Genomic DNA, 11982 nt, shown 5'->3' on the forward strand with positions numbered 1-11982 from the left:
CCCGTGGTAACTTCTTAAGGGGCGGGGCGTCCGGCGGCACCGGGCGGCTGCGGGGGGGGGGGCCGCCGCGCGGCGGCCCCACCCCTGACGAGCCGGTGTCAGAAGCACTCGGTGTTGTCGAAGTTCACCGAGATGTCGAGGTGCGACAGGTTGAACTGGCCGGCCGAGACGGAGTACACCGTCTGGCGCGCGTTCTGCACCGTGACCTTGTCGACCTGCTGGGCGAAGGCGCCGGCGATCTTCTGGCGCTCCGAGGCCGGCAGGTTGCCGCCGGCGATCGGGCCCTTGGTCGTCGCCGCGGCGTCGATGCCGATCGCGACGTTCTCGAACGACGCCTTGCCGGTCATCTGCGCCAGGTCCGCGACCATGTTGACGGCCTCGGCGTCGGGCGACTTGATGACCATGACGACCGAGTTCTTGCCGGCGATCGAGAACGGCAGCGGAACCTTGACCGACTGGCACAGGTTGTCGAATTCGGCCCGCGAGAACCCGGACAGGATGACCGGCTTCGAGTTCGGGCCCTTCGGGTTGGTCAGCGAGCCGTACTGGACGACGTCGTACGCCCGCATCTCGTCGGCGCTGACCTTGAAGGTCGTGCCGGAGATCGCGAAGCCCATCGGGATGGCGCCGCTGGCCGCGGCGACCCCCATGCCCGAAATGACGGCGAAGGCCGGGATCAGGGCGACGCCGAACCGCTTCCAGCGCGTGCGACCGGTGGCGGCCTTGGACTTGGCCATGGTCCTCCTCAGGGACAGGTTCCGTCCGTACGCGGCCGGGGCGGCGCAACGCACGGTGGACACAAGGACGACAAAGGAAGGCCCCTGCGGATGGTGCACAGAAGGGGCCGGGGGTCGTACCTGTCCGGGAGGACGGGCACGGACCTGGATGGGGATGAGGCCCTCCGCGTCCCCGACCGGCTGCCGGAGCGTGCATGGATGGACCGAGCGGGCTGATCGTCGCCGTTTGTGCGCTGCGGCACAAGAGTCTTGTTACCGGCAAGTAGCCGACGAGAACACGTTCCTGCCACCCGATCGCCCGGTAGGTGTTACCAGGAGTAATACGAAGCAGCTCGCTCCGGGGCGTTGCGTCCGTTTTCGGACGATTAAGAGGGGAGTCGGAGGCACCCTCGGCGACCGGATCCGCGGCCGGTCAAAGATTTGCAAAGTATCCAGGTGGCCACGTGCCGCAATCGGTCACATACAAGATCCCCGCCGCCCTCCGGAAATCCTCACGGAGGGCGACGGGGATCGTGAACCGTCGGCATGCCCATATACCGACAAAAACGAACGGATGGCGCCCGAGCGCCGCGCCGGCGCCCGACCCGATATCGGATCGGGCGCCGGTCCAAGCGTCCGATCTAGAAGAGCACGCTGGTCAGCGCCGCGCGGGCCTTCACCACGCGCGGGTCGTCCAGGCCGATGACCTCGAACAGACCGAGCAGGTGCAGCCGCGCCTTGTTGCGGTCGTCGCCCGCGGTACGCCGCACCGTCTCGACGAGCCGCCCGAACGCGTCCTCGACATGCCCGCCGGCCAGATCGAGGTCCGCGGCCAGCGTCTGCGCGTCGACATCCGTCGGCCGCTCGGCCGCATCGGAACGCACCTTGGCCGGGTCCGCGTCCTGGGTGCGCACGATCAGCTCGACCTGCGCCAGCGCCAGCTTCGCCTCGGTGTGCCCCGGGTGGTCCAGCAGCACGTTGCGGTACGCCTGCGCCGCGCCCGCGAAGTCGCCCGCGTCCAGAGCCGCTTCGGCCGGCGCCAGCAGCGGGTCGCCGGGCGCCTCCGCTTCGTCGTCCTCGCCCTCGGCCCCGGCCGGCCGGCCGGCCCCCGGCGCCGCGCCCAGGCCGGTCAGCCCGAACCGCTGCTCGCCGACCGCCACCAGCTGGTCGAGGATCTGCCGCAGCTGCTCTTCCTGCGGCGCCGCCCGGTCGAACATCGGGGCCAGCTGCCCCGCGATGACCGCGACCGCCGCGGGCAGGCCCTGGATCTGCGCCTGCATGACCAGCTCCTGGGCCAGTCCGGGCGAGGCGTCGATGTCGAGGCGGGCGAGCACGAACCGGCCCGCGAACTCCTCCGCCAGCCGCTCGAACACCGCACCCAGCTCGATGCTGTGCGCGGAGCGCTGCGAGGAGAACTCCAGCACCACCGGAGCCTGCTGGGAGAGCGCGAGGACCGAGTCGAAGTTCTCCTCGGTCAGCTCGACGAAGAACCCGCCGCCCGCGCCACCGCCGGGCGTTCCGTCCGGACCGGCCTGCGGGGCGCTCGCCGCCCGGGCGGCACGCTGCGCTGCGGCCTCCGAGGCCGCCTTGACCGCGCCGAGGTCGACGACCCCGCGCATCGACATGTTTCGTGGCTGCATGCGCCTATCTTCCCCCGTAGCGCGCCTGCGCGGTGCACGGGTCGTCCCGTTCACCCCGCAGGCGGGCCCGCCCGGGCGACCGCACCGTCCGCCCCGCAGGATTGCGGGGCCGCGGCAGGCGCACGCAGGCCAGGTTGCACCGAATGTCCAGCGCTCGAATCCCCATCCAGGCACCGTGATTCGCTACGCCTCGTAGCGTAACGGGACGACGGGCTCCGCACGCAAGAGGGGCGCCCCGGAATTCACCGGGAAGTCACCTGTGACTTGACTCACCACGGCGTCTCATCAGGCCGCGGGGCATCCTGTCCGAAAAGATGTGATGACGGTCACCGCCGCTGACGTTACGAGCCAGTAACCTGACCCGCCGTACGCGGAACTCCCGCACCCGTCCACCTGATCCGAGCCGCCCGCCCCCCGGGCGAACCCGCTCCCGCACCCCTGGCGAGGTCCCGCTGAGCGACAACGGAACCGCCGCGGCGTCCCGCAAAGGCCGGCCCCGCAGCTCGACGGCCGACGACGCGATCCTGTCCGCCACCCGCGCACTGCTCGCGGAACGCGGCTGGGCGACCCTGACCGTCGGCGACGTCGCGGTACGCGCCGGCGTCGCCAAGACCACCCTCTACCGGCGCTGGGCCTCCAAGCACGAACTCGTGATGGCCGCGGTCGCCGACATGCTGGGCACCCTCGAACTGCCCGAGGACGGCGACCTGGCCTCCGATCTCGACTCGGTGGTCCGGCAGTTCGCCGACCTGCTGGCCCGCCCCGAGATGTCCAGCGCACTGATGGGCCTGATCGCCGACTCGACCCGGGACCCGGAACTGCGCCGCCGCGTCCGCGAGGCGATCGTCGAACCGCAGAAGCGCCTGGTCGTCGAAGGCCGCGCCCGGGCCCGGGAACGCGGCGAGACGGCGGCCGCCGACGCGATCGACGTCGACCTCGTCTTCGACGTGATCGCCGGAACGGTCGTGCACCACATGCTGGTCAGCGCGGAACCCGCCGCGGACGAATGGGTGGGCCGCTTCGTCGCCTTCGTGGCCTCCGGCCTCATCGGCCTGGGCAGCGAAGAGATCGCCTGAGCAGTCCCGGAAACGGCGACGGGGGGGGGGGGCGGGGCCCCCCCCCGGGGGATACCCGAACCCCCAGTGCGGCGCCCGGACGCCCCCCCCCGGGCCCCCCCCCCCCCCCGCGGCGCCCCCCCCCCCCCCCCCGTCGATGCCCGTACGCGCAGGTCAGGCCGCGGACGCCGCCGCGGTCTCGGCCTGCTCGGCCGCGTCCAACTCGTCCTTGATCTTGGCCTTGAAGAAGAAGGTGCCGGCCGGCGGGATCGCCCACAGCAGCGCGACCGCCGTCTTCTTGCCGTCCCAGCCCAGCTTCGTGCGCATGTCGAGCGCCAGCAGGATGTACGCGACGAACAGGACACCGTGGATCATGCCCAGCGGCATCATCAGGAAGTCGATGTCGGAGATACGGCTCAGCAGCGACCCGAAGATCAGCAGCGCCGGGAAGGACAGGCCCTCGAGGATCGCGACCAGGCGGAATCGGGACACGGAGTTGGACAGCATCGGTTCACCTTCGGGTACATCGGTGCAGCAGACGGGTTGGGGGCGCGCGGCGGGCGCGGCGGCGGCTGCGGTCAGGCGCCGGCGGTCTGCGCCGGCTCCGCGATACGCCCGCTCTCCAGAACGGCCTGCGCGACCCTCCGCTCCGCAACGAACGATGCGAACGGGATGGTTCCGGCAAGCATGATCAGCAGGATGCGCTCGATCCGCCACTTCATCTTCCAGGCCAGGTCGAACGACACGGCCAGGTAGATCATGTACAGCACGCCGTGCACCTGGCTTACGTAGAACGTGACGTCCGCACCCTTGTCGAAGCCGTACTTGAACACCATGCACAGGCACAGCAGGAGCAGCCAGACACCGGTGATGTACGCCATCACACGGAAACGGGTCAGGACAGCAGGCTTCACGGCGACACACCTTCATTCGCTTCGCCGGCCACGCACAAGGCCGGCGTCCGCAGCTTTCACGATCGCGCAATGAGACTACGCGCCGCCCACCCGCACTTCCGAATCGCCCCCTGCCTACCACCCGAATCGTCGAAATGGCACTCTGCGAACACGCTTCGACACCTAGAGTGGCGCCTTGTGAAGATCACCGTGCAGGTGAAGCTCATGCCGACGCCGAGCCAGGCCCTGGCACTGCAGGCGACCCTTCACGCATGCAACGCGGCAGCACAGCACGTCTCGACGGTCGCCGCGCAGCGCCAAGTCTTCACGCGCAACGACCTCCAGCGGCTCGTCTATGAGGAAACCAAGGCCGCGTTCGGCTTGTCCGCACAGCCGACGGTTCGCGTGATCAAGAAGGTGGTCGACGCGTATTCCACCCGTCAGCGCGGAGCTTCCAAGGCGGCCGACACGCCAATCCGCTTTCGACCGGACGGCGCGCAGCCCTTCGACGACCGCTGTCTGTCCTGGCAGTACGACGCGCAGACAGTGTCGATCTGGACCTCGGCCGGACGCCTGCGCGGCATCCCGTACGTCGGCGAAAATCGTCAACTGGCCTTGCTCGCCGCCACCCGCAAAGGCGAGACCGACCTGGTGGTCCGCAAGGGCACCTGGTTTCTGCTCGCGACGTGCGAGGTCGCCGAGGCGCCCCTGAACGACGCGCCGACGGACTGGATCGGCGTCGACCGGGGCATCGCCAACCTGGCCACCACCAGCGACGGGACGAACTATTCGGGGCGTGGTCTCGACCGTTATCGGCGCTGGCAGTTGCGCAAGAGAGCCGAGCTCCAGGCCAAAAGGTCCAGGTCCGCGAAGCGGCGCCTGGCGCGGCGCGGACGCCGTGAGCAACGGCACAACAAGCACGTGAACCACCGCATCGCCAAGGACATCGTGGCGGAGGCGCAACGCACCGGTCGGGGAATCGCCCTGGAGGCTCTGGGCGGAATCCGCGACCGGGGACGGCTGCAAGCGCCCCAGCGCGCCATGATCGGCTCCTGGCCGTTCCATCAATTGGCCGGATACATCGCCTACAAGGCGAAGCGGGCAGGCGTGCCCTGCTTCGAAGTCGATGCCGCCTACACCTCGCGCAGCGGTGTCCCCGATGCCGTCACACCGCGCGGCACAACCGGCCCTCTCGGGACCGATTCCTCTGTCGTCGGTGCGGTCTCGCTGGACCTGCCGACGTCGTCGCCGGGGTCAACGTGCGCGACCGCGCACGCTCGGCGTGGGTGCTTGCCGACGCGCCCGTACCGGACCGGCACCCGCTGCCGATCCGCTAGATGCGCCCCGTCGCCGCCCCTTGGTCCGGGGCAGCCGGGAGCGCGACCCGCAGGCTGCGCAGCAGGTCGGACCCGCTGCGCGCCGGGGGAGCCGGCGAGCGCGCAAGCACGCTATGCCGACGGCGCGATGGGGCTCGGTGCCGTGTCCTGCCCCTGCTCCGATTCCGGCCCCGGCCCCGGCTCCGGCTCCGGCTCCGGGTCCGGTTCGGTGAAGTCGCCGGCGTCGGTGCGGAGGGGGAGGAGGATGCGGAAGATGTCGGCGCACTGGTCGGCGTCGTAGACGCCGAGGCCGAAGTCGCGGGCGACGAGGTCGGCGGTGGCGCGTTCGACGACGTCGCGGCCCTTGTCGGTGATGGTGGCCAGGGTGCCGCGGCCGTCGCGGGGGTTCGGGCGGCGGGCCACCAGTTCGGCCTTCTCCAGGCGGTCGATGGTGTTGGTCACGCTGGTCGGGTGCACCATGAGCCGCTCGCCGATCTTGGACAGCGGCAGTGCTCCGGTGCGGCTGAAGGTCAGCAGGACCAAGGCCTCGTAGCGGGCGAAGGTCAGCCCGTACGGCTTGAGCACCGCGTCGGCCTCGGCGAGCAGGATCTGCTGGGCGCGCATGATCGAGGTGATCGCGGCCATCGGCGGGCAGGGGCCCCAGCGCTCCTCCCACGACTGGGCGGCGCGGGCGATGGGGTCGAAGGGGAGGTTCAGCGGCTTGGGCACGGCGGCAGCGTAGCCGCCTTGGCTACCGGCAAGTACGGTGCGACCACGTGCTGAACACCGGGCCTGCGCGCATAGCTGCTATGACATGCCGACGATATTTATTGAATGTTCAACAGAACCGGGTACCATGGTCACATGACCGAACAGGAACCTCGCTGGCTGAGCGAAGACGAACAGCAGATGTGGCGGGCGTCCCTGGGCGTGCTCAATCTGCTCCCGCTGTTCCTGGAGCGCGAGCTCCAGCAGCTGCACGGGTTGTCCCTGCACGACTACGAGATTCTCGTACGCCTGTCCGAGGCGCCCGACCGCCGGCTGCGGCTGACCGAGCTCGCCGGGCTGAGCAACCAGTCCAAGAGCCGCCTGTCGCACCAGATGACCCGCATGGAGAACGCGGGCCTCGTGGTGCGCGAGAGCTGCGCGGCGGACCGGCGCGGCCAGTGGGCCGTGCTGACCGACGCCGGCTGGGAGCGCCTGGTCAAGGCCGCCCCGGACCATGTGGACGGCGTGCGGCGGCACTACGTGGACCTGCTCACCGAGGAGCAGAAGGTCGTGCTGCGGGAGGCCTTCACCGTGGTGATGCAGCACCTGCACAACGCGGACGGCGGCCAGACCTGCCCGTCGGTCGCCGGCAAGCCCACCGCGAAGGCGGCCGGACAGGCGGTCTGACCGCTTGGACCGACGGCGGCTCAGATGCCCGTGGACAGGGCGACGTGCCGCCAGGCGTCGAGTTCGCGCCGCACCAGGTCCAGCTTCGCCTCGACGCGCTCGACCGCGTCCGCCCCGAGCTGGAGGCGCAGCGGCGGGTCGTCGGCCTCGGTGAGGTCGACGATGGCCTCGGCCGCCTTCGCCGGGTCGCCCGGCTGGCGGCCGTCGAATCCGGCCAGCGCCTCGCGTACCGGTCCCGCTCCCGCTGCGTAGTCCGGGATCGAGGCCGGTTCGACGCGGATGCTCGCGCCGCCGAGGAAGCCGGTACGGAAGCCGCCCGGCTCGACGACCGTGACGCGTACGCCCAGCGGCGCCAGTTCGCCGTGCAGCGCCTCGGTGATGCCTTCGAGTGCGAACTTGGACGCGCCGTACAGGCCCGCGGCCGGCGCGGTGGCGAAGCCGCCGACCGAGCCGATGTTCACGACGTGCCCGGATCGCCGGGCGCGCAGCACCGGCAGCGTGGCCCGCAGGGTGTGCAGCACCCCGAACACGTTGACGTCGAACAGTTCGCGGGCTGCCGCGTCGGACGTCTCCTCGATGGCCCCGACGAGTCCGTACCCGGCGTTGCAGACCACGACGTCGATCCGGCCGAACGCGGCCAGCCCCTCGGTCACCGCGGCCTCCAGCCGCTTCGGCTCGGTCACGTCCGCGGTGACGGCCAGCAGCCCGTCCGGCTTTTCCGGGTACGCGTCGAGCACCGCGGCGGCATCGCGCGCGGTCGCGATCACCCGGTTTCCGCGGGCGAGCGCCGCCCGCGTGATCTCCGCGCCGAGCCCGCGCGATGCACCGGTGACGAACCAGACGTTCATGGATTCCCTCTCCCTGCCACGGCGGATGCCAAGGGCCGGACGGCCCGGGAGACGAGGCTAGAAACTAGAGTCGGCTCTAGATCAAGAGGCCGCGGCCGAGAGCTGCCGGACGGGAGTCGCCCATGGACCTGAGCATCGGCGAGGTGGCGCAGCGCAGCGGGCTGAGCGTCCACACGCTGCGGTTCTACGAGCGGGAAGGCCTGTTCGCGAATCCGGTGCGCAGGCTGTCGAACGGCCGCCGGATCTACCACGAAGCCGACCTGGAGTGGCTGGCGATCTGCACGAAGCTGCGCGCCTCCGGCATGTCGCTCGCGACGATCCGGGAGTACATCGAACTTGCCTGCCAGGGGCCGGGCAACGAACGCGAGCGGCTCGAACTGCTGCGCCGGCACGAGGTGCAGGTGGAGGCGCAGATCCGCGAACTGCAGGAGACGCTGGCGGTGATGCGGCGGAAGGTCCGGATCTACGAGGACCACCTCGGCCGCGGCGAGGCCGACCGGCTGTGGAACCCGTCGCACCCGGACGCCGGCGCAAGGGCGGGGACGGGAACGGGAACGGGAACCGACCCGGGAGCCCGCGCCGCGGAAGCGGGCGCGGCAGGGGCCGACGAAACCGAGCGGGAGTGCCGTACCTCGTAGTACTGGCCCCGCGCGCCCACGGCCCGGGCAGCCGCCGATGCCCGAAGCGGCACCCGAAACAGCACCCGAAGCGCCGCTCCCTCGCGCTCCCCCGTCTCTCCCTCGCGTTCCCCTGATGACGCCGTTCCCGCGAGAGCCAGCGCCGAAGTCCGTGGTACCTGTGGATCTCGCTTCACGGACAGGGGGATCGTTTTGCGGCGATTGACAGGCATATGGGGACTCTTCGCGCTGACCGGCGCGCTGCTGACCGGGATACCGGCGCAGCCGGCCGCGGCGGCCGAGGGCGACGGGCGGCTGCTCGTCGCGCTCGACGTCTCGGGGTCGATGAACGAACCCGACGGCACCGGAGCACCGGGCGCCACCAAGATCTCCGCGGCCCGGTCCGCGATCGGCAGCCTCGTCGGCGGCGTGCCTGCCGCGTCTCCGCTGGGTCTGCGTACGTACGGCGGCAGTTGCACGTCGACGTCCCTGCTCGTGCCGGTCGGCCCGGTCGACAAGAGCGCGTTCGACAGTGCCGTGGCCGCGGTCCGCCCGTCGGGCGACACCCCCATCGCGCTCGCCCTCCAGAAGGCCGCCGCCGATCTGCCCGGCCCCGGGCGCCGCACGATCCTGCTGGTCTCCGACGGCAAGGAGACCTGCGGCGGCGACCCGGTCGCCGAGGCCCGCAAGCTGGCCGCGGCGGACATCGGCATCACGATCGACGTCATCGGCTTCCGCCTCGACAAGGCCGGCCAGGACCAGTTGACCGACGTGGCGCAGGCCGGCGGCGGCCGGTTCTACGACGTGCAGAGCGGCGCCGAGCTGGCCTCCCGGCTGCGCCGCGCCGCCGACCGGGCGCTGCGGCCGTACCGCCCCGCCGGCACGCCGGTGACCGGGACTCCGGTGCGTGAAACGGCTCCCGTGCTGCGGCCCGGCGAGTACCTGGACGTCATGCCGCCGACCACCGCCGGCGAACAGCCCTTCCGCCACTACGCGATCGACGTCCCGGCGGGGGCCACCGCGTACGCGTCGGCGACCGTCCCGCTCAATGCCCCGCCCGGCATCGGTGCGGCGAACGCGATCCGGGTCGGGATCACCACCGTCTCCGGCGAGGTCTGCGCGTCCAGCCGGCACCGGCGGGATGCCCCGAACGGCGGCTACGCGACCGCCCACGCGACGGCCACCATGCCGACCGGCGCCCAGGCGCCGAGCGGCACGTGCGGTGGCGGCGGACGGTTCCTGATCCAGGTGGACAACCTGGAGAACATGGTCACCGCGGGCCGATCGACCGCCGTCCCGATGGAGATCACCGTCCTGATCGCCCCCGAGGTGCGCAACTCCCAGGCGCTGCCCGCCGCCTGGACCCCCGGTGACACCCCCAAGGCCGAGGCCAAGAGCCCCGCCCCCACGGCGGTATCGGGCGGCGGTTCGTACGGCGATGCCCCGCTGCTGGGCGAAGGCGTGTTCACGGACACCGCCCGCCCGGGCGAGGAGATCTACTACCGCGTCCGCCTGGACTGGGGCCAGCGGCTCGTCTACCGCCTCGACCTGGCCGGGCTGCCCGCCGCGGAGCAGGCCGGGCTCGGCGGGAAGACGCTCGCCAACACCGGCCCGCTCAGCCCCGTACGCAACTGGGCACTGCTCCCCCGCGGCGGCGACGACTGGCGCGAATACACTGGCGCACCGCTGTCGTTCGACAGCGCCACCGCCCCGGTCCGGCACCGCAATCTGGAGAGCGGTCAGCCGTCGATCGCCGCCGCGTCGCTGCCCGGCGACTACTTCATCTGGCTGCAGATCGATCCCGAGAAGACCGACCCTGCCCTGGCCGTGCCGTTCACGTTGACCGTGGACGTGGTCGGCGATCCCGAAGGCGCGCCGCAGTACCGCGACTGGGCGAACCTCGGCGCGCCGGAGAAGCAACTCGCCTCGCCCGAAAGCGACACCAAGCCGAAGAGCCCGACACCCGGAGTCGAGCTGCCGCCCGGCGGAACAGACGTCATCCGCGACGACGACAACACGACATCCACCGCCGTCTGGATCACCGTGGCGACCGCCGGGGCAGTACTCGTCGCAGCAGGAGTCTGGGCAGTACGCCGCAAGCTCCGAGGTCCCGCCGCGTGACAAGGGATCGGCAGACCACTCAACTCGCCTGACAAGGCTGCCGGTTCACGATAGCCATGCCCTATTGTGAGCGCGGCATGATGGACCTAGTCCCGCGGTGGCAGCCATGGCAGATCCGTCCTCGCCTCCCTTGGTGGTCCCCTCCCTCCCCTGGAGGTTCAGCACCCGGACCACCGATATCGACCTGGCGAGTGCCCAGGGCGCCGAGACGTACTACCCGCTGCGCATGGGGGTGCTGGGGCGTGCACAGCGGTTCATGATGTCGATCGACGCCATGCAGCTCGGGGCCGTCCTCGTGGGGGATTGCCGCTTCGACGCGGACATCAGCATGGACTTCGAGGAACTGCGCGACTTCTATCACGTCAACATCCCGCTCTCGGGCCACCTGATCTCCACGAACCTCGGCAACGAGGTCATCGCGACCCCGCAGCACGCCGTCGTCTTCGGGCCGACCGGGAGCGTCCGGCTGAACCACTGGGATGCGGGAAGCCGCATCCTGTGCGTCAAGATCGGCCGGGTCGCGCTCGAGGCCGAGTTGGAGCGCCTCCTGCAGCGGCCGGTCCGCACGCCCATCAACCTCGCGCCCGCGCTGGACCTGTCCGGCGGCTACGGCCGGATCCTGCGTGACCTCGCCTGTCTGCTCGCCAGGCAGGTGGCGGCCGAAACACCGCTGGCCCGACAGGAGATCATCGGCGTGCCGCTGTGGCACAACATGCTCTCCCACCTGCTCGCGGCCGGCGAGCACGACTACCGGGACGAACTCCTCGGCCCGGGGCGGCCATGCCGCCCACCGGCCGTGAAGCGCGTCGTCGAGGCCATGCATGCCGCACCGGAGACGCCATTCACCGCGGCGTCCCTCGCGGATCTTGCGGGCGTCAGCATCCGCACACTCCAGGCCGCGTTCCGGACGTACGTGAACATGGCGCCAATGGCGTACCTCCGCAATGTGCGCCTGGAGCGTGTGCACGCGGAGCTGGCCGCGTCGCCGCCCACCCGCACGACCGTCACCGAGGTGGCGCACCGCTGGGGCTTCACCCATCTCGGGCGCTTTGCCGCCGCGTACGGCCGGAAGTACGGCGTGCCCCCGTCCGAGACCCTGTGGTCCTGATCCGACGCGGCACTGCCCCAAGAAAATTGCCTGCGCAAAGCGGCCAGGCTGCGCGCAACGCGGATCGCGGGCACATGCCGGCGGCCGTACGTTCGAGTCCAGGGATCCGATGGGGGACGGGGAAGCCCGATGGGTGCAACAGCGAAGCGAACAGTGGTAGTTGCCTTGATCGCGACCTCAGTGGCGGTAGCCGCCGCCGGGGGGGGGGGGGGGGGGGGGGGGGGCCGGGCGGGCCGGCGGGCCGGGGGGGCGGGGGGGCCGGCCCGCCCGGGC

At 71.1% G+C, this 11982-nt stretch carries 11 protein-coding genes and 1 pseudogene; 6 read left to right on the top strand and 6 right to left on the bottom strand.

Features of this window, described 5'->3' with window-relative positions:
- Window positions 1-98 precede the first annotated feature (98 nt).
- Complete coding sequence (locus tag LZ495_RS15940) at window positions 99-737, bottom strand: DUF6230 family protein (protein WP_235052846.1); 639 nt, start codon at window positions 735-737, stop codon at window positions 99-101.
- Window positions 738-1357: 620 nt separating this feature from the next.
- Window positions 1358-2356, bottom strand: coding sequence for a tetratricopeptide repeat protein (locus LZ495_RS15945; RefSeq protein WP_235052847.1), 999 nt, complete (start codon window positions 2354-2356; stop codon window positions 1358-1360).
- A gap of 452 nt (window positions 2357-2808) precedes the next feature.
- On the opposite strand from LZ495_RS15945, the gene LZ495_RS15950 reads away from it, so the two are divergent.
- Window positions 2809-3432 (top strand): TetR/AcrR family transcriptional regulator, encoded by a 624-nt coding sequence (locus tag LZ495_RS15950; protein WP_235052878.1) that lies wholly within the window; start codon window positions 2809-2811, stop codon window positions 3430-3432.
- Between the two features lie 153 nt (window positions 3433-3585).
- Here LZ495_RS15950 and LZ495_RS15955 read toward each other — a convergent pair whose 3' ends face one another.
- Together LZ495_RS15955 and LZ495_RS15960 are read right to left on the bottom strand one after the other, a co-directional pair.
- Entirely contained in the window at window positions 3586-3918 is a 333-nt protein-coding gene (locus LZ495_RS15955) for a DUF3817 domain-containing protein (RefSeq protein WP_235052848.1), read from the bottom strand.
- Between the two features lie 71 nt (window positions 3919-3989).
- The gene (locus LZ495_RS15960) at window positions 3990-4325 is read right to left on the bottom strand and encodes a DUF3817 domain-containing protein (protein WP_235052849.1); all 336 of its coding nucleotides are present in this window, start codon (window positions 4323-4325) and stop codon (window positions 3990-3992) included.
- Between the two features lie 204 nt (window positions 4326-4529).
- Between LZ495_RS15960 and LZ495_RS15965 the strand changes: the two are divergent.
- Window positions 4530-5393: pseudogene (locus tag LZ495_RS15965) on the top strand (transposase); the annotation flags it as partial.
- A 359-nt stretch (window positions 5394-5752) separates the two neighbouring features.
- Here LZ495_RS15965 and LZ495_RS15975 read toward each other — a convergent pair.
- Entirely contained in the window at window positions 5753-6349 is a 597-nt protein-coding gene (locus tag LZ495_RS15975; protein WP_235052850.1) for a MarR family winged helix-turn-helix transcriptional regulator, read from the bottom strand.
- 135 nt (window positions 6350-6484) lie between these two features.
- Here LZ495_RS15975 and LZ495_RS15980 point away from each other — a divergent pair, with 135 nt between their 5' ends.
- Window positions 6485-7015, top strand: coding sequence for a MarR family winged helix-turn-helix transcriptional regulator (locus LZ495_RS15980; RefSeq protein ID WP_235052851.1), 531 nt, complete (start codon window positions 6485-6487; stop codon window positions 7013-7015).
- Between the two features lie 20 nt (window positions 7016-7035).
- On the opposite strand, the gene LZ495_RS15985 is transcribed toward LZ495_RS15980, so the two are convergent.
- On the bottom strand, window positions 7036-7863 hold the full coding sequence (locus LZ495_RS15985) for an oxidoreductase (protein WP_235052852.1): 828 nt from the start codon (window positions 7861-7863) through the stop codon (window positions 7036-7038).
- 122 nt (window positions 7864-7985) lie between these two features.
- Here LZ495_RS15985 and LZ495_RS15990 point away from each other — a divergent pair, with 122 nt between their 5' ends.
- The 3 genes from LZ495_RS15990 (at window position 7986) to LZ495_RS16000 (ending at window position 11709) form a co-directional block, all read left to right on the top strand.
- Window positions 7986-8501: a MerR family transcriptional regulator gene (locus LZ495_RS15990; protein WP_308268183.1), complete on the top strand. Its 516-nt coding sequence runs from the start codon at window positions 7986-7988 to the stop codon at window positions 8499-8501.
- A gap of 201 nt (window positions 8502-8702) precedes the next feature.
- On the top strand, window positions 8703-10601 hold the full coding sequence (locus LZ495_RS15995; RefSeq protein ID WP_235052853.1) for a vWA domain-containing protein: 1899 nt from the start codon (window positions 8703-8705) through the stop codon (window positions 10599-10601).
- 106 nt (window positions 10602-10707) lie between these two features.
- Window positions 10708-11709 (top strand): AraC family transcriptional regulator, encoded by a 1002-nt coding sequence (locus LZ495_RS16000; protein WP_235052854.1) that lies wholly within the window; start codon window positions 10708-10710, stop codon window positions 11707-11709.
- Window positions 11710-11982 lie beyond the last annotated feature (273 nt).

Source organism: Yinghuangia soli (genome assembly GCF_021502675.1).
Taxonomy (GTDB): Bacteria; Actinomycetota; Actinomycetes; order Streptomycetales; family Streptomycetaceae; genus Yinghuangia; species Yinghuangia soli.

What these genes read in the sequence shown, in the direction of transcription:
- LZ495_RS15940 (WP_235052846.1), bottom strand. Translation starts at nt 737, where the DNA reads ATGGCCAAGTCCAAGGCCGCCACCGGTCGCACGCGCTGGAAGCGGTTC.
- LZ495_RS15945 (WP_235052847.1), bottom strand. Translation starts at nt 2,356, where the DNA reads ATGCAGCCACGAAACATGTCGATGCGCGGGGTCGTCGACCTCGGCGCG.
- LZ495_RS15955 (WP_235052848.1), bottom strand. Translation starts at nt 3,918, where the DNA reads ATGCTGTCCAACTCCGTGTCCCGATTCCGCCTGGTCGCGATCCTCGAG.
- LZ495_RS15980 (WP_235052851.1), top strand. Translation starts at nt 6,485, where the DNA reads ATGACCGAACAGGAACCTCGCTGGCTGAGCGAAGACGAACAGCAGATG.
- LZ495_RS15985 (WP_235052852.1), bottom strand. Translation starts at nt 7,863, where the DNA reads ATGAACGTCTGGTTCGTCACCGGTGCATCGCGCGGGCTCGGCGCGGAG.
- LZ495_RS15990 (WP_308268183.1), top strand. Translation starts at nt 7,986, where the DNA reads ATGGACCTGAGCATCGGCGAGGTGGCGCAGCGCAGCGGGCTGAGCGTC.
- LZ495_RS16000 (WP_235052854.1), top strand. Translation starts at nt 10,708, where the DNA reads ATGGCAGATCCGTCCTCGCCTCCCTTGGTGGTCCCCTCCCTCCCCTGG.